The 17,983-nt window shown below is 51.2% G+C and carries 14 protein-coding genes; 9 read left to right on the top strand and 5 right to left on the bottom strand.

Annotated features, from left to right (window positions below):
- The 4 genes from RTM06_RS15665 to serS form a co-directional block, all read left to right on the top strand.
- A partial coding sequence (locus tag RTM06_RS15665) for a DNA translocase FtsK (protein ID WP_312183411.1) occupies positions 1-2,546 on the top strand: 2,546 nt, incomplete at its 5' end.
- Between the two features lie 175 nt (positions 2,547-2,721).
- Entirely contained in the window at positions 2,722-3,333 is a 612-nt protein-coding gene (gene lolA / locus RTM06_RS15660; protein WP_008102417.1) for an outer membrane lipoprotein chaperone LolA, read from the top strand.
- A 7-nt stretch (positions 3,334-3,340) separates the two neighbouring features.
- On the top strand, positions 3,341-4,687 hold the full coding sequence (locus RTM06_RS15655) for a replication-associated recombination protein A (RefSeq protein WP_312183409.1): 1,347 nt from the start codon (positions 3,341-3,343) through the stop codon (positions 4,685-4,687).
- Positions 4,688-4,786: 99 nt separating this feature from the next.
- Positions 4,787-6,079 carry a serine--tRNA ligase gene (gene serS / locus RTM06_RS15650; RefSeq protein ID WP_008102413.1) on the top strand — a complete coding sequence of 431 codons (1,293 nt, stop codon included), beginning with the start codon at positions 4,787-4,789 and terminating at the stop codon, positions 6,077-6,079.
- A 169-nt stretch (positions 6,080-6,248) separates the two neighbouring features.
- On the opposite strand, the gene RTM06_RS15645 is transcribed toward serS, so the two are convergent.
- Complete coding sequence (locus tag RTM06_RS15645) at positions 6,249-6,446, bottom strand: hypothetical protein (protein ID WP_312183427.1); 198 nt, start codon at positions 6,444-6,446, stop codon at positions 6,249-6,251.
- Between RTM06_RS15645 and RTM06_RS15640 the strand changes: the two genes are divergently transcribed.
- Positions 6,394-7,545 (top strand): MFS transporter, encoded by a 1,152-nt coding sequence (locus RTM06_RS15640; RefSeq protein WP_312183405.1) that lies wholly within the window; start codon positions 6,394-6,396, stop codon positions 7,543-7,545. The genes RTM06_RS15645 and RTM06_RS15640 overlap by 53 nt on opposite strands.
- Positions 7,546-7,600: 55 nt before the next feature.
- Here RTM06_RS15640 and pflA read toward each other — a convergent pair whose 3' ends face one another.
- The 4 genes from pflA to ycaO all read right to left on the bottom strand — a co-directional run bounded on the left by pflA (position 7,601) and on the right by ycaO (position 13,838).
- Entirely contained in the window at positions 7,601-8,341 is a 741-nt protein-coding gene (pflA, locus tag RTM06_RS15635) for a pyruvate formate lyase 1-activating protein (RefSeq protein WP_008102409.1), read from the bottom strand.
- Between the two features lie 164 nt (positions 8,342-8,505).
- Positions 8,506-10,788 carry a formate C-acetyltransferase gene (gene pflB / locus RTM06_RS15630; RefSeq protein WP_312183403.1) on the bottom strand — a complete coding sequence of 761 codons (2,283 nt, stop codon included), beginning with the start codon at positions 10,786-10,788 and terminating at the stop codon, positions 8,506-8,508.
- Positions 10,789-10,857: 69 nt separating this feature from the next.
- Positions 10,858-11,718 carry a formate transporter FocA gene (gene focA / locus RTM06_RS15625; RefSeq protein ID WP_008102405.1) on the bottom strand — a complete coding sequence of 287 codons (861 nt, stop codon included), beginning with the start codon at positions 11,716-11,718 and terminating at the stop codon, positions 10,858-10,860.
- 356 nt (positions 11,719-12,074) lie between these two features.
- Positions 12,075-13,838, bottom strand: a complete 1,764-nt coding sequence (ycaO, locus tag RTM06_RS15620) for a 30S ribosomal protein S12 methylthiotransferase accessory factor YcaO (protein WP_312183400.1) — start codon at positions 13,836-13,838, stop codon at positions 12,075-12,077.
- A gap of 309 nt (positions 13,839-14,147) precedes the next feature.
- Here ycaO and serC point away from each other — a divergent pair, with 309 nt between their 5' ends.
- The 4 genes from serC to RTM06_RS15600 form a co-directional block, all read left to right on the top strand.
- Positions 14,148-15,233 (top strand): 3-phosphoserine/phosphohydroxythreonine transaminase, encoded by a 1,086-nt coding sequence (serC, locus tag RTM06_RS15615; protein WP_312183398.1) that lies wholly within the window; start codon positions 14,148-14,150, stop codon positions 15,231-15,233.
- An 81-nt stretch (positions 15,234-15,314) separates the two neighbouring features.
- Positions 15,315-16,601 carry a 3-phosphoshikimate 1-carboxyvinyltransferase gene (aroA, locus tag RTM06_RS15610; RefSeq protein ID WP_265297166.1) on the top strand — a complete coding sequence of 429 codons (1,287 nt, stop codon included), beginning with the start codon at positions 15,315-15,317 and terminating at the stop codon, positions 16,599-16,601.
- Positions 16,602-16,799: 198 nt separating this feature from the next.
- Complete coding sequence (gene cmk, locus RTM06_RS15605; protein ID WP_293795951.1) at positions 16,800-17,480, top strand: (d)CMP kinase; 681 nt, start codon at positions 16,800-16,802, stop codon at positions 17,478-17,480.
- 121 nt (positions 17,481-17,601) lie between these two features.
- The coding region (locus tag RTM06_RS15600) for a S1 RNA-binding domain-containing protein (RefSeq protein WP_312183423.1) at positions 17,602-17,983 on the top strand (382 nt) is incomplete at its 3' end.

The raw sequence follows: 17,983 nt of genomic DNA, 5'->3' as shown, positions 1-17,983 counted from the left end.
AAAGCCCAGCCGTCGCGCAGCCTGGGACAAGTGCACCTGCAGAACCCGTCGCGATGCCGCGCGTTGCAGAACCTGCTGCCCAGCCAACTTCGGTTCCACAGCCTGTCGCTGCGGCGCCCGAACCGATCGCGCAGCCTTCTACGCCGCTCTATCGTTTCGAGATGCCAAATGAACCGGCACCGGCACCTTCGCCGTTTTCGCCGGCTGATGACGATGAAGGCCCAAGTATGGGCAACTGGCAGGATGCCGCTTCATCTTCAGCGCCTTTAAACAGTGTCGCCGCCGCTTCACTGGCTGCGGGAGCAGTAAAAGCAGCATCTTCAACAGCTGCTTATTCGCCTGCTTTCGATATCGTGCCTGAGCGTGATTACAACCCGCAGGTGAAGCAGGGCATTGGCCCAGAATTGCCGCGTCCGAATAAGGTTAAGTTGCCAACTCGACGCGAGTTAGCGTCGTACGGTATCAAGTTGCCTTCGCAGCGTATGGCGGAAGAGCAGGCTAAAGATGCTGAGCAGCAACAGCCGGAAGTCACCGCGTCTTACAGCGTTCCTCCTCAGGAGGATGATGTTGAGCTGCAAGAGGCGCAGTTGCGTGAAGCCTTCGCATCGCAGCAGCAGAATCGTTACGGTGAAAGCTGGCAGGGCGCGTCTGAGCCTGAAGATGAGGATGCATTGCAGCAGGCTCAACTGGCACGTCAGTTCGCCGATCAGCAGCAGCAACGCTATAACGAATCTGATGTGAAAGAAGCGCCGGTCTTTAATCTGGATACCTCGTCTGCGTTTGATTTTTCGCCAATGAAAGATCTGGTCGACGACAGCCCAAGCGAGCCGCTATTTACGATCTCTGCAACGCCAGAGCCGGAAGAACCCGCGCAGTGGCAGCAACCTGCTGCGCCGGAGCCTGCGTCATTACCTTCATTAAGTGCTGAATCTAGCCCGTGGTCGTCACCGGAACAGGAAGCCTATTCTGCGCCGCCTGCACCAGTGAAACCTGCAGCGCCAGCACAGGATAGCTTGTTCCATCCGTTCCTGGTTCGCCATGAACAGCCACTGGAAAAACCTTCTACGCCGCTGCCAACGCTGGATCTGCTCACGTCACCACCGGCAGAAGAAGAGCCGGTGGATATGTTTGCGCTGGAGCAAACGGCGCGACTGGTTGAGGCTCGACTGGCTGATTATCGTGTGAAGGCGGAAGTGGTAGGTATTTCGCCTGGGCCGGTCATCACCCGTTTTGAGCTCGACTTAGCGCCAGGCGTTAAAGCTTCACGTATCTCTAACTTATCGCGTGACCTGGCGCGTTCACTGTCAGCGGTTGCCGTGCGCGTGGTGGAAGTCATTCCAGGTAAGCCTTATGTCGGGCTTGAACTGCCAAATAAACATCGTCAAACAGTTTATCTGCGCGAAGTGCTGGATTGTCCTAAATTCCGTGAAAATCCGTCACCGCTTGCAGTGGTATTAGGGAAAGACATTGCTGGCCAGCCGGTTGTGGCTGATTTGGCGAAAATGCCTCACTTACTGGTTGCCGGTACCACTGGTTCCGGTAAATCGGTGGGCGTTAACACCATGATCATTAGCATGTTGTATAAAGCCACGCCGGAAGAAGTGCGCTTTATCATGATCGACCCGAAAATGCTTGAGCTGTCAGTCTACGAAGGCATTCCGCATCTGCTGACCGAAGTGGTTACTGATATGAAAGATGCGGCCAATGCGCTGCGCTGGAGTGTCGGTGAAATGGAGCGTCGCTATAAGCTGATGTCTGCGCTGGGCGTGCGTAATCTTGCCGGATATAACGAGAAGATTGAGCAGGCTGCGGCGATGGGCCGACCAATTCCCGATCCGTTCTGGAAGCCGGGCGATAGCATGGATACCACGCCGCCGGTGCTTGAAAAACTGCCTTATATCGTGGTACTGGTCGACGAATTTGCCGATCTGATGATGGCTGTCGGTAAGAAGGTTGAAGAGTTGATTGCTCGTCTGGCACAGAAAGCACGTGCGGCGGGTATTCACCTGGTGCTGGCGACACAGCGTCCGTCGGTCGATGTGATTACCGGTCTGATCAAAGCCAACATCCCGACGCGTATCGCCTTTACCGTTTCCAGTAAGATTGACTCACGCACCATCCTTGATCAAGGCGGTGCGGAATCGCTGCTGGGCATGGGTGACATGCTGTACATGCCGCCAAACTCCTCAATGCCAGTGCGCGTGCACGGTGCATTCGTGCGCGACCAGGAAGTCCATGCGGTCGTTCAGGACTGGAAAGCACGCGGTCGCCCGCAATACATCGAAAGCATCACCGCTGGTGAAGAGAGTGATAGCGCGGCTGGTGGTATGATGGGTGATGAAGAGCTGGATCCGCTGTTCGATCAGGCGGTCTCTTTCGTGGTGGAAAAACGCCGGGCGTCCATTTCTGGGGTTCAGCGCCAGTTCCGTATTGGTTATAACCGTGCTGCACGCATCATCGAGCAGATGGAAGCGCAGGGCATCGTTTCTGAACCGGGACACAATGGCAACCGAGAAGTGCTTTCACCGCCGCCACACGAAATGTAAATTATCGCGTGCAATTGTCTAGTTATGGGCCAGTTAATACTGGCCCATTGTTTATCTGTTGGTCGATCCCCATATCTTCGGGAGCTTTCGGCTTTTTCTCCTGTCGAAGAGGCAGGACGGCAACTACGTTTAATGCGGTAAGTGTCGGGAAACAATGAATAAGGAATCGAATCAGATGAAATTACGCGTTATTGCCTGTGGCCTGTTGGCCAGTTTTGTTTCCGCATCAGTATTGGCGGATGCGTCCAGCGATCTGCAACAGCGTCTCAATAAGGTGAACAGCTTCCATGCCAGCTTCAGTCAGAAAGTGACCGATGGCAGCGGCGCCAACGTGCAGGATGGTGAAGGTGAGCTGTGGGTTAAGCGCCCAAGTTTGTTTAACTGGCACATGACCGCGCCGGACGAAAGCGTAATTATCTCTGATGGCAAAAATCTATGGTTCTACAATCCCTTCGTTGAACAAGCGAGTGTTAGCCTGCTGCAAAATGCGGCCAGCAATACGCCGTTTATGCTGATTGCGCGTAACCAACCAAGTGACTGGAAACAGTACAACATTAAGCAGCAGGGCGATAATTTCGAGCTAACGCCGAAAAGCAGTGATGGCAACCTCAAGCAGTTCACCATCAATGTGACATCGTCTGGCACCATCAATAAGTTCAGCGCGATTGAGCAAGATGGTCAGCACAGCGATTATCAGCTGAAGAGCCAAAACAACGGTGCCATTAGCCCAGACAAATTCACCTTTACGCCGCCAAAAGGGGTAACGGTGGACGATCAACGTCAGTGAGGTCTCGGTGAGTAACCTGTCTCTGGATTTTGCACCTTCGAATGAGTTTCAGCCGCTGGCCGCGCGTATGCGGCCAGCTACGCTGCAACATTACATTGGGCAGCAGCATTTGCTGGCGCCTGGTAAACCGCTGCCGCGCGCTATTGAGGCCGGGCATCTGCATTCGATGATTTTGTGGGGACCGCCGGGGACAGGGAAAACAACATTAGCCGAGATCATCGCCCATTACGGTAAAGCTGATGTTGAGCGGATTTCTGCGGTGACTTCTGGCGTCAAAGAGATTCGTGAAGCGATAGAGCGCGCCCGGCAAAATCGTCAGGTGGGCCGACGCACCATTCTGTTTGTCGACGAAGTTCATCGCTTTAACAAAAGTCAGCAGGATGCTTTCCTGCCACATATTGAAGATGGCACCATCACGTTTATCGGTGCCACCACCGAAAATCCCTCGTTTGAGCTCAACTCGGCGCTGCTATCGCGTGCTCGTGTCTATTTACTCAAATCTCTCACCACTGCTGATATCGAACAGGTTTTGCTGCAGGCGATGCAGGATGACGATCGCGGTTATGGCAAAAGCGATATTGTGCTGCCGGATAATACGCGCCGCATGATTGCAGAGTTGGTGAACGGAGATGCGCGTCGGGCACTGAATACGCTGGAAATGATGGCGGATATGGCTGAGAGCAACGCCAAAGGCCAGCGTGAATTAACGCCACAATTGCTTAACGAAGTTTCCGGTGAAAGAGCGGCGCGTTTCGATAACAAAGGCGATCGTTTCTACGATCTGATCTCCGCTCTGCATAAATCGGTACGCGGTTCAGCACCTGATGCGGCACTTTACTGGTATGCAAGAATCATCACCGCCGGCGGCGACCCGCTGTATGTGGCACGCCGTTTGCTGGCTATCGCTTCCGAAGATGTGGGTAACGCCGATCCGCGCGGCATGCAGGTTGCGTTGGCGGCCTGGGATTGCTTCACACGCGTCGGTCCAGCTGAAGGCGAAAGGGCGATTGCGCAGGCGATTGTCTACCTCGCCAGCGCACCCAAAAGTAATGCCGTTTACACCGCTTTCAAAGCCGCGATGCGCGATGCGCGCGAATTTCCTGACTACGATGTGCCGGAACATTTACGCAATGCACCGACCAAATTGATGAAGGAGATGGGGCTGGGTAAAGAGTATCGCTATGCGCACGATGAGACTAACGCCTATGCCGCTGGCGAAGTCTATTTCCCGCCAGAAATGGCGCAGACACGCTACTATCAACCGACGAATCGCGGGCTTGAAGGGAAAATTGGCGAAAAACTCGCCTGGCTGGCTGAGCAGGATCAAAATAGCCCGATAAAACGCTACCGCTGATAAACACCTTACGGTAAGGTGAGCAAGGATTTCATTGCATTCCATAGGGATGCAAGTCCCGCCATTCGTTCAATCAACCTTTTATTACACAGGATTAGCATGCTCGATCCCAACCTGCTGCGTAACGAGCCAGACGCAGTCGCAGAAAAACTGGCACGCCGAGGATTTAAACTGGATGTGGAAACCTTACGTTCGCTCGAAGAGCGTCGTAAAGTCTTGCAGGTAGAAACTGAAAATCTGCAAGCTGAGCGTAATTCCCGATCCAAATCCATCGGTCAGGCCAAAGCACGTGGGGAAGACATCGAGCCGCTGCGTCAGGAAGTGAACGCACTGGGCGAACGCCTGGATGCGGCTAAAGCAGAACTGGATGCCCTGCAAAACGAAATTCGTGACTTTGCCCTCGCATTGCCAAATCTCCCGGTTGACGAAGTCCCGTTGGGTAAAGATGACAGCGAGAACCAGGAAGTCAGCCGCTGGGGCCAGCCGCGCCAGTTCGATTTCCCGGTAAAAGACCATGTTGAGTTGGGTGAAGCCGCAAAAGGTCTGGATTTTGCCGCAGCGGTGAAACTGACGGGTTCACGTTTCATTGTCATGCAGGGCCAGATTGCGCGTCTGCACCGTGCGCTTAGCCAGTTTATGCTTGACCTGCACACGCAGCAGCACGGTTATCTTGAAACCTATGTTCCGTATCTGGTTAATCAGGAAACACTGTATGGAACCGGTCAACTGCCAAAGTTTGGTGAAGATCTGTTCCATACCAAGCCGCTGGGCGAAGAAGCAGGTAGCAGCAACTATGCGTTGATCCCAACCGCTGAAGTGCCGCTGACCAATCTGGTGCGTGATGAGATTGTTGAAGAAGAATCTTTGCCGCTCAAACTCACTGCACACACGCCATGCTTCCGTTCTGAAGCCGGTTCGTACGGACGTGATACACGCGGTTTAATCCGTATGCACCAGTTCGACAAAGTGGAAATGGTGCAGATTGTAGCGCCTGAAACTTCTATGGACGCACTCGAAGAGTTGGTCGGCCATGCAGAGAAAGTGCTGCAGCTGCTCAATCTGCCATACCGTAAAGTGCTGCTTTGCACCGGCGATATGGGCTTCGGCTCTGCCAAAACTTACGACCTGGAAGTTTGGCTGCCAGCTCAGGACACTTATCGTGAGATCTCCTCTTGCTCCAACATGGGTGATTTCCAGGCTCGTCGTATGCAGGCGCGCTGCCGCAGCAAAACCGACAAGAAACCACGTTTGGTGCACACGCTGAACGGTTCTGGTCTGGCGGTTGGTCGTACTCTGGTCGCTGTGCTGGAAAACTACCAGCAAGCAGATGGCCGCATTGAGGTGCCTGAAGTGTTGCGTCCTTACATGGGCGGACTGGAATTCGTTGGCTAATCAACAAGCAATTATATAAGCCCGGCAATGCCGGGTTTTTTTGTTTCTTAAGCTGAAAAATAATTATTTTTTAGTTGGAATTAATCAGAAATAAACGTTATCGATAATAAATGGCCGTTAACCATTAAAAATCATAAATTCAAATAGATAGATACCTGCCTGTTATCTTTCATCCTTCCTCTAACCCGCTGAAGATAAATAAAATAAATTGTGCTGCAGCAAATCGTGCGGCGACGATTTTTTGCACATTGACTTTAAAATAGCAAATGGCAAACTGCGCGCAATTATCGTCATCTCTTTTGGTTTTATTCCCTATGTCAACCTGGTCGCGCCCCGTCGTTTTGCTGCTTTGCGGCTTAATGCTCATGACGGTGTCTATTGCTGTGCTTAATACGCTGGTACCGTTATGGCTTACCCATGATCAATTGCCAACCTGGCAAGTGGGTATGGCTAGCTCATCGTATTACACCGGTAATTTGCTGGGCACTTTGCTCGCGGGCTGGTTGATCACTCGTCACGGTTTTAATCGCTGTTTCTACCTGGCCAGCGTTCTTTTTGCCGTGGCGACCATGGGCATGGTGATGCTGGATGGTTTCTATAGCTGGACCATGCTGCGTTTCACCGCAGGTGTGGGTTGTGCACTGATTTGGGTGGTGGTTGAGAGCGCCTTATTATGCAGCGGTACCGTACGTAATCGTGGTCAGCTGCTCGCGGCATATATGATCATCTACTACCTCGGCACGGTTGCCGGCCAGTTGTTGGTGAGTCGTGTGTCGACAGAGCTGCTCCACGTGATTCCGTGGGTGACTGCGCTGATTATCTGTGCGGTGTTGCCGGTCGTATTTGTGCATGTTAATGCCAGCGCTGCGACGGAAGAGGCTTCAACGGGTCACCTTTGGGTGATGTTGCGCCGTCGTAGTTCACGTCTCGGCATCAATGGCTGCATCATTTCCGGTATCGTTCTCGGCTCGCTTTATGGCTTGATGCCTTTGTATCTGTCGCATCAGGGCATGAGTGATGCAACCGTCGGTTACTGGATGGCGTTACTGGTCAGCTCGGGCATTGTCGGCCAGTGGCCAGTAGGACGTTTAGCCGATCGCTTTGGTCGCCTGATGGTACTGCGCGTGCAAGTGTTCGTGGTTATTCTGGGTGCGATTGCGATGTTGGGTGATGCTGCGATGGCGCCAGCACTGTTTGTGCTGGGGCTGGCGGGTTTTACTCTCTACCCAGTGGCGATGTCCTGGGCGTGCGAAACCGTGGCGCATCATGAATTAGTGGCGATGAATCAGGCATTACTGTTCAGCTATACCGTGGGCAGTTTGGTGGGGCCGGGAATGACGTCAATGTTGATGCAGAACTACTCTGACCGCCTGCTGTTTGTGATGATTGCTGCAGTTGCACTGGTTTATTTGGTGATGTTACTGCGCAAAGTCGATCATCAGGCAACGCCGGTTGCACATGCTTAACGCATTAATATGAAATAGTAAAAAGGGGAGCCAGCGGCTCCCCTTTTGTTTGCGGTTAATACATCACTTCATGACCGTAGCTGGCGAGGATATTCTTCACTCGCTCCATGGTTTCTTTGCTCGGCGGCTTGACACCATCCAGCTTGTACTCTTCACCCATGGCAATCCATTTGTGTTTGCCTAACTCGTGATAAGGCAGCAGTTCAATCTTCTCAATGTTATCCATATCCTTAGTGAACTCACCTAAGCGATGTACGGAATCATCATCATCAGAGTAACCAGGCACAACAACGTAACGAATCCAGGTACGTTTGCCTCTCTTCTGCAGATAGCGCGCAAAATCCAGCGTGCGGTGATTGGAAACGCCAACCAGAACTTCATGCACCTCATCATTAATTTGTTTCAGATCGAGCATGACCAAGTCAGTGGCATCTAGCAATTCATCGATCACCGGGTCGTAGCGACGAACAAAGCCGTTGGTGTCGAGACAGGTGTGAATGCCTTCGGCCTGGCAGGCGCGGAACCAGTCACGCACAAACTCAGCTTGTAATATCGCTTCACCACCCGACGCCGTCACGCCCCCGCCAGATGCATTCATAAAGTGACGATATGAGAGCGCATCCTTCATCAACTCTTCAACAGTCACTTCTTTACCGCCATGCGTATCCCATGTATCGCGGTTATGGCAATACAGGCAGCGCATTAGACAGCCCTGAAAAAAGGTGATGAAACGAATGCCTGGGCCATCAACGGTGCCGCAGGATTCAAAGGAGTGGATACGACCGATGGTTGACATTGCGATGGATTCTCCAGGTGAGCCTGAACATCAGGCAGCACAATCTATGTCGTGCTCTAACAGTGAAAGTCGATTTTGCCAGGTCGCCAGCACCAGCAAGCTGGCAAAACGGACTTGTGGAGAAAAGGCTCCCGTAGGAGCCTTTTAATCTCAGCAAAGTGTTCTTACAACGACTGAGTGAAGGTACGGGTAATTACATCTTTCTGCTGCTCTTTGGTGAGCGAGTTGAAGCGAACAGCATAACCGGATACGCGAATGGTCAACTGTGGATACTTCTCAGGATGTTCCATCGCATCCAGCAGCATCTCACGGTTCATCACGTTAACGTTCAGATGCTGACCGCCCTCAATGTTAGCTTCATGGTGGAAATATCCATCCATCAAGCCAGCAAGGTTAGTTTTACGCACGTTATCATCTTTACCCAGCGCATTTGGCACGATGGAGAAGGTATAAGAGATACCGTCTTTAGCGTAAGCGAAGGGCAGTTTCGCGACAGAGGTCAGTGAAGCCACCGCACCTTTCTGGTCACGGCCGTGCATTGGGTTAGCACCCGGTCCGAATGGCGCACCCGCACGACGTCCGTCAGGCGTATTACCGGTTTTCTTACCATAAACCACGTTAGAGGTAATGGTCAGCACTGACTGTGTTGGCACCGCATTGCGGTAGGTTTGCAGTTTCTGAATTTTCTTCATGAAACGTTCAACCAGATCGCACGCCATGTCATCAACGCGAGAGTCATTGTTACCAAACTGCGGATAATCACCTTCAATTTCGAAGTCTACCGCTAAACCATCTTCATCACGGATGGTTTTCACTTTGGCGTATTTGATGGCAGAAAGTGAGTCAGCCGCAACTGACAGACCCGCGATACCACATGCCATAGTGCGATAAACGTCACGGTCGTGCAGCGCCATCAGTGAAGCTTCGTAGCTGTACTTATCGTGCATGTAGTGAATGATGTTCAGGGAGGTGACGTACTGCTTCGCCAGCCAATCCATGAAGTGATCCAGACGCTCCATCACGATGTCAAAATTAAGAATCTCGTCAGTGATTGGCGCTTCTTTCGGGCCTACCTGCATTTTCAGTTTTTCATCAACGCCACCGTTGATTGCATACAGCAGGGTTTTTGCCAGGTTGGCACGCGCACCGAAGAACTGCATCTGCTTACCGACAATCATTGGGCTAACGCAGCAGGCGATAGCATAGTCATCGTTGTCGAAGTCAGGGCGCATCAGGTCGTCATTCTCATATTGCAATGAGGACGTATCGATAGAAACTTTTGCGGCGTATTTCTTGAAGTTAACCGGCAGTTTTTCTGACCACAGGATGGTCATATTTGGCTCCGGAGATGGTCCCATGGTGTAAAGTGTATTCAGGAAACGGAAGGTGCTTTTGGTCACCAGAGTACGGCCATCGACGCCCATACCCGCTAATGATTCTGTTGCCCAGATTGGATCACCGGAGAACAGCTCATCGTATTCAGGCGTACGCAGGAAGCGCACCATACGCAATTTCATTACCAGATGGTCAATCAGTTCCTGTGCGTCTTCTTCAGTCAGTTTCCCGGCCTGAATATCGCGTTCGATATACACATCAAGGAAGGTGGATACGCGACCGAAGGACATCGCCGCACCATTCTGTGATTTCACCGCCGCGAGATAGCCATAGTAAGTCCACTGAACGGCTTCTTGTGCATTGGTCGCGGGCAGTGAGATATCTGAACCATACTTCGCAGCCATCTCTTTGATCTGACCTAGCGCACGGTGCTGTTCAGAGATTTCTTCACGCAGGCGAATGGTGGCTTCGAGGTCAACGCCATTCTCCATATCGCTCTGCAGAGAATTAAACTGTGCAACCTTGTCTTTCATCAGGTAATCGATGCCGTACAGCGCGACGCGGCGATAGTCACCAATGATACGACCGCGGCCATAGGCATCAGGCAAACCTGTCAGTACGCCTGATTTACGGCAGCGCATGATGTCTGGGGTATAAACATCGAATACGCCCTGGTTATGAGTTTTACGGTAATCAGTGAAGACCTTTTTCAGCGCGGGATCGAGTTCGCGGCCATAAACCTTGCAAGAGCCCTCAACCATTTTGATGCCGCCAAACGGAATGATGGCACGTTTCAGAGGCGCTTCAGTTTGCAGACCGACAATTTTTTCCAGCGATTTGCTGATGTAGCCGGCGTCGTGAGAGGTGATGGTTGAAGCCAAATCGGTGTCAAAATCCACCGGCGCGTGAGTGCGGTTCTCGATTTTAATACCTTCAAGCACGCTGTCCCACAACTTAGTTGTGGCTGGCGTCGCGCCTGCGAGGAAGGATTCGTCGCCTTCATACGGTGTATAGTTTTTCTGGATAAAGTCACGGACGTTGACGCTGTTCTGCCATTCGCCGGCGCTAAATCCTTCCCAGGCTAACGCCATTTTTTCATTCAGTTCGGACATGATATACCTGCCTTATTTAGGGAGACTTTGACGTATGGCGCGCTGCTTCAGCACGCCCGTACCAATTCATTAATGCACCGGCTCATCGCCACGCAGATAGATTACCCAGTAGGTCAAACCGACTAATAATCCGCCGCCAATAATGTTGCCGATGGTTACGGGAATAAGGTTGTTAAGAATAAAATCGCTAACGCTGAGTGATGGAAACTGTGCTGCGCTTGCCCCCGCCATTTGCCAGAATTCCGGGCTGGCAAAGTCACGGATAACAATGGCCATCGGAATCAGGAACATGTTTGCGATGCTATGTTCAAAGCCGCAGGCAACAAACATCGCTACCGGTAAAATCATCGCAAACATTTTATCCATCAGGCTGCGGCCGGAGTAACTCATCCATACCGCCAGGCAAACCATCAAATTGGCGAGCGTGCCGAGACTGACGGCTTCGATAAAGGTGTGATGCATCTTGTGATCGGCGGTTTGCAGAAGGTTCAAGCCCCAGGCACCATTCGCCACCATGTGTTCACCGGCTAACCAGATAAGTGCTACAAAGAACAGCGCGCCAAATAGATTACCAATGTAGACGGTCAACCAATGTCGACCGAGTTGCAGCCAGGTGATACGGCCGCTGGCTTTTGCCACCACGATCAGAACCGTTGAGGTGAACAGGTCCGCTCCGCACACGACCACTAACATTAAACCGAGTGAGAAACAGATACCGCCGATCAGTTTTGCTATGCCGTAGGGCATGGCTCCACTTCCGGTGGTCGCAGTGATATAGAAGACAAATGCGATAGAAATAAATACGCCAGCAGTGATGGCAAGGAAGAATGTGGTTAAAGGACGTTTAGTAGCTTTATATATGCCGGCCTCTTCTGCAACTTTCGCCATTGCCGCCGGTAATAACGAATTAAAAGGGTTGTCAGCTTTCACACTAACGCTCTCCAAAAATTGCCTGTAAAGATACTAACAAAGGAGTATAGGTCAGAAATTGATATGGATCATATTTGACCGGAAGGTACCTAATAAGCGAAGCGATTTAGCATGCATTTTTAAATTAACTAATTGAATTTATTAAAATAAATAATTTTTAATTTATGCAAGATAAGTTGAAGGTGACTGCAGTTGAGGGTCGATTTTGTTAAATATCATTAACGAATGAAGCATAATTGTTATTCAATAATACGCTTTAATCTCTTTGCATGTTCAATATAAAAAATGGCACTGATTTTTTTCAGTGCCATTTAGCAATACGCTAATGTCTATAAATAAGAATTAAAGCGTTAAGGCTATTTTTGTGCCCAGTAACGACGTTTAGCTGTCTGCAATTTTTCATAGGCAGCGAGTAATGATTGATGCGCAGGAAATGCTTTCAGGTCCAGATCGACCGCTTGCAATCCATAGAAAGGCGCTTCACCACTGATAGCCGCTGAAGCAGCCTCAACTGCCGCCTGGCCATACATACGGATAAAGGCACGATGATATTGAAGCGGATCGCGTTCGTCTTCCATTGCCAGCAGCAGCAATGTTTGCAGGCAGCGGTAGTAGTTAGCGCGTTCTTCGCTGAAGATGGACTGGTTGAATTCCATCGTCCATTCAGTCCAGATCAGAGCCTGATCCAGGTCGCCACCTGCCAGCGCTAGCATCGCTTTCAGCTCGCCGATACGCAGTGTGTACCAGCCATTGTCTTTACCCGATGCCAGACCCAGCAGTTCGCGCACGCGAGTAAAGTCATCATGACCTTCCTCGTCCAGTTGCACGATCAGCTCGAGATAAGCTTCAGGTTCCCATTGGCTTTTCGGCAGCGCCAGCAGCGTTTCGCGCAGTGGTGCACCCATGCTGTTATTCGCCAGCAGTAGGTCTTCCGCTGGATAAATATCAGACATACCAGGCACGATAATGCGGCAAGCGTAAACGCTCAGATGTTCATAGTCAGCGATATAGACTTCTTTATCTTCCGCACGGAAGATCGCCATCAGTGTATCAAACTCTTCATGCGTGGTACCCGCAAAGCTCCAGTCGACGAAAGGATAGTCAGCATCGTCTTTGAACATATCCCATGAAATCAGACCGCTAGAATCGATGAAATGCGTTTCCAGGTTAGCGTGTTCCGCCACTTCTTCATCATCAAACGTTGGCGGAGTGAACACGTCGAGATCTTTCAGACCGCGGCCCTGCAGCAGTTCAGTAACGGTACGCTCCAGTGCGACGCCAAAGTCTGGATGTGCACCAAACGAAGCGAAACAGGTACCATTTGCTGGATTGAACAGCACAACGCAGATAACTGGATATTTGCCGCCGAGTGAAGCATCGTAGGAGAAGATTGGGAAACCTTCAGCTTCCAGACGTTCAATCGCTTCAATTACGCCAGGATACCGCTGCATCACCTCTGCTGGAATTTCTGGCAGGCTGATGGATTCGGCGATGATGCGATTTTTGATATGGCGCTCAAAAACCTCAGACAGGCCCTGTACGCGCGCTTCATTCGCGGTGTTACCGGCTGACATACCATTCGATACGTACAGATTTCCGATGATGTTCATCGGGATATAAACCGTTTGCTGGTCAGATTGGCGGGTAAATGGCAGGCCACAAATACCGCGCTCATCATTGCCGGATTGCAGATCAATCAGCTCTGAAGCACCCAGACTCTCTTCAGGATCATAAAATTTGCGGAGGCGCGCATCCAGAATGCCTTCTGGCAGGCTGTCGTCCTGGGTGAGCGGGAACCACTTTTCATTCGGATAGTGAACAAAATCACCATTAGCGATGGATTTACCTAACCAGAAATCGGCGAAGAAGTAGTTAGTAGAGAGGCGCTCAAAATATTCGCCCAGTGCTGAAGCCAGAGCGGCTTTTTTGCTAGCACCTTTGCCATTTGTAAAGCACAGCGGGCAGTCGCGATCGCGAATGTGCACTGACCAGACGTGTGGTACCGGATTCAGCCAGGAAGCTTCTTCAATATTGAAACCAAGGTCTTGCAGTTTCTGTTGAAAGCGTGCAATGGAATCTTCCAGTGCGGCGTCTTTTCCGGGGATAAACGTTTGCGTCATGGTGGCGCTCTCTTAAGTCAATGGGGTGGGCGTAAAGCGCGCAATAATACGGGTTTTATGCGTGCTTCGCTATTCAGTCAGCCAAATTTATCTCAGTCTGGTTAAGGTTTTTATGCCATTCGGCTGCCCGCTTTTCTTTCTGGAACTACATCACAAAATTCCATGGCTTAATGCATTTATGACATAAGCTGCGGTGGAGCAAGCTCTGGAAATGTGATCGCTGCCGGATTAATGATTGCAGCCATCTGGAGGCAATGATAAAACCGGTGAGGTATTCATAACCGTTCGATATGACAGTGGTGAGGGGAAATGACTCAGGTTTATAATTTTAGCTCTGGCCCGGCTATGCTGCCGGTAGAAGTGCTCCGTCGCGCAGAACAAGAACTGACAAACTGGCACGGGTTAGGCACCTCGGTGATGGAGATCAGTCATCGCAGTAAAGAGTTTATTGCTGTCGCTGAAGCAGCAGAACAAGATTTTCGCGATCTGCTGAAGATCCCAGCCAATTACAAAGTTTTATTCTGCCACGGCGGTGCGCGTGCACAATTCGCGGCAATCCCCGGCAACTTATTGGGTGACGCAAAAACCGCAGATTATATTGACGGCGGTTACTGGGCTCACAGCGCAATTAAAGAAGCCGAAAAATTCTGCTCGCCAAATACCATTGATATAAAAGCCACGCGTGATGGTAAACGTGCTTTATTACCAATGCATGAATGGCAGCTGAATGATGATGCGGCTTACGTCCATTTCTGCCCGAACGAAACGATTGATGGCATTGCCATCGATGAAGAGCCGGATTTTGGAGATAAGATTGTGGTTGCCGATCTCTCTTCTACTATTCTGTCTCATCCAATCGATGTGAGTCGTTATGGCGTGATCTACGCTGGCGCGCAAAAAAATATTGGCCCGGCGGGCTTAACCTTAGTGGTTGTGCGCGAAGACCTGCTGGGTAAAGCACAGCGTTATGTGCCTTCTATCCTTGATTACAAGGTGCTGGCCGAAAACGAATCGATGTTCAACACCCCGCCAACTTTCGCATGGTATCTCTCTGGCCTGGTATTCAAATGGCTGAAAGAGAAGGGCGGCGTGGCCGAGATGGACAAGCTGAATCAGGCAAAAGCCGACTTACTGTATGGCGTGATTGATAACAGCGCGTTTTATCGTAACGATGTCGCAAGCGAAAACCGTTCACGTATGAACGTGCCATTCCAGTTAGCCGATTCATCTCTGGATAAAGTGTTCCTGGAAGAGTCCCTCAAGGCTGGTCTGCATGCATTGAAAGGCCATCGCGTGGTTGGCGGTATGCGTGCATCGATCTACAATGCGATGCCGCTGGAAGGCGTTAAAACGCTGACTGAGTTTATGGTCGACTTCGAACGTCGCCACGGTTAATTGCTTTTTTCATGCCAGCTTGTCTGGTATCAGACCCCGTCACACGATGGGGTCTCGTATTTTCTGGAGATTTGGTTTCACATGCAGGACTCCCTGACTCTACAACCGATTGCTCGCGTTGACGGCACGGTAAATTTACCGGGTTCAAAAAGCGTCTCAAACCGCGCGCTCTTGCTGGCTGCGCTGGCAAAAGGCACCACTCGCCTGACTAACTTGCTCGATAGCGATGATGTTAAGCACATGCTGAACGCCCTGAAAGCGCTGGGTGTCAGCTACACGCTCTCTGACGATCGTACCGTATGCGAAGTCGTGGGTAACGCGGGACCTTTAAGCGCTGAAAAGCCGCTCGAGCTGTTTCTGGGTAACGCAGGCACCGCGATGCGCCCATTGGCCGCCGCGCTGTGTTTGGGCCAGCAGTCAATTGTCCTGACTGGCGAGCCGCGCATGAAAGAGCGTCCGATTGGCCACCTGGTTGATGCACTGCGTCAGGGCGGAGCAAAGATCGACTATCTTGAGCAGACCGATTATCCACCAGTGCGTCTTAATGGCGGTTTTATTGGGGGCGAAGTCAGCGTTGATGGCAGCGTATCAAGCCAGTTCCTTACGGCGTTACTAATGACCGCGCCGCTGGCGCAGCAAGACACGATCATCACCATTAAGGGTGATCTGGTTTCTAAGCCTTATATTGACATTACCTTGCACCTGATGAGCTGCTTTGGTGTGGACGTTGATAACCAGGATTACCAGCGTTTTGTGGTCAAAGGGCAGCAACAGTATCAGTCTCCGGGCGATTACCTGGTGGAAGGTGATGCGTCTTCTGCTTCTTATTTTCTCGCTGCGGCTGCGATTAAAGGTGGTACCGTGCGTGTAACCGGTATTGGCCGTAACAGCGTGCAGGGCGATATTCGTTTTGCTGATGTGCTGGAAAAAATGGGCGCAGTGATTGAGTGGGGCGATGATTACATCTCCTGCTCACGTGGAACGTTGACGGCAATCGATATGGATATGAACCATATTCCCGATGCAGCAATGACCATTGCAACCACAGCACTGTTCGCAGAAGGCACCACGCTGATGCGCAACATCTATAACTGGCGCGTAAAAGAGACCGATCGTCTGGCGGCGATGGCGACTGAGTTGCGCAAAGTCGGTGCTGAAGTGGAAGAAGGGCACGACTTTATTCGTGTGACACCCCCGGCTCATTTGCAACATGCGGATATCGGTACCTATAACGATCACCGCATGGCGATGTGCTTCGCGCTGGTGGCTCTGTCTGATACGCCGGTAACTATTCTCGATCCAGGCTGTACCGCGAAAACCTTCCCAAGCTATTTCCAGCAATTGGCGAAAATCAGTCATACTTCCTGATCGTCTAACCCGGCGCACTATGCCGGGTTACTTTGCTCTTCTTTGGCCTTATCAGGCGGAAATTGTTCTGAATCTGTCTATATTTCTAGCACTGTCTACGCTAAAGGGTAACTAACCTGATGCAGGCAGCGTATAATGCCGCGCAATCCAGGCGGCCTGGAAGGGCTGACAATAAGCACGCAGCAACAGGAGAGAACAATGACGGCAATCGCCCCGGTTATTACCATCGATGGGCCAAGTGGCGCGGGTAAAGGGACTTTATGTAAAGCGATGGCGGAGTCGTTGCAGTGGCACTTACTGGATTCTGGCGCTATTTATCGCGTTTTAGCATTGGCTGCACTTCACCATCAGGTGGATATTGAGTCAGAAGAAGCATTAGTTCCGATTGCCGCGCATCTTGATGTGCGTTTTCTGTCGGTTAACGGTGAAATGCAGGTGGTGCTTGAAGGTGAAGATGTCACCGGTGAAATCCGCACGCAAGAAGTGAGCAACACCGCATCGCGCGTAGCCGCTTTTCCGCGGGTGCGTGAAGCGCTGCTTCGTCGCCAACGCGCCTTCCGCGAGGAGCCCGGTTTAATCGCTGATGGACGCGATATGGGAACCGTGGTTTTCCCAGATGCGCCAGTGAAAATTTTCCTCGACGCCAGCTCGGAAGAGCGTGCTCATCGCCGTATGCTGCAGTTGCAGGAGAAGGGCTTTAATGTTAACTTTGATCGCCTTTTATCCGAGATAAAGGAACGCGACGACCGCGATCGTAATCGTGCCATCGCACCTTTAGTGCCTGCCACAGATGCTCTGGTACTGGATTCAACCAGTATGTCGATTGAGCAAGTGATTGAAAAGGCGCTTGATTATGCCAGGCAGAAGCTGGGCATTTAATCTTTAGGCAACCGAATTGCTGTAACCCTGTACCAAGGACCCGGTGCAGGGCATGTGAAACAACCCCATCCGACAATGAAGTCAGGTGGACGTTAAATTGAAGAATCCTAAGATTATCAATATGACTGAATCTTTTGCTCAACTCTTTGAAGAGTCCCTGAAAGAAATCGAAACCCGTCCGGGTTCCATCGTTCGTGGCGTTGTTGTCTCTATCGACAAAGACGTAGTTCTGGTTGATGCGGGTCTGAAATCTGAATCTGCAATTCCTGCAGAGCAGTTCAAGAACGCAGCCGGCGAACTGGAAATCCAGGTAGGCGACGAAGTTGACGTTGCGCTGGACGCAGTAGAAGACGGCTTCGGTGAAACCCTGCTGTCCCGTGAGAAAGCTAAACGTCACGAAGCTTGGATCACGCTGGAAAAAGCTTACGAAGACGCTGAAACTGTTACCGGTGTTATCAACGGCAAAGTTAAAGGTGGCTTCACTGTTGAGCTGAACGGTATTC

The sequence above is a fragment of the Pantoea sp. CTOTU46764 genome (assembly GCF_031974595.1).
Taxonomy (GTDB): Bacteria; Pseudomonadota; Gammaproteobacteria; order Enterobacterales; family Enterobacteriaceae; genus Pantoea; species Pantoea trifolii.
Note: the sequence above shows the minus strand (reverse complement) of the source record. Positions and strands in the feature narration are given on the sequence as shown.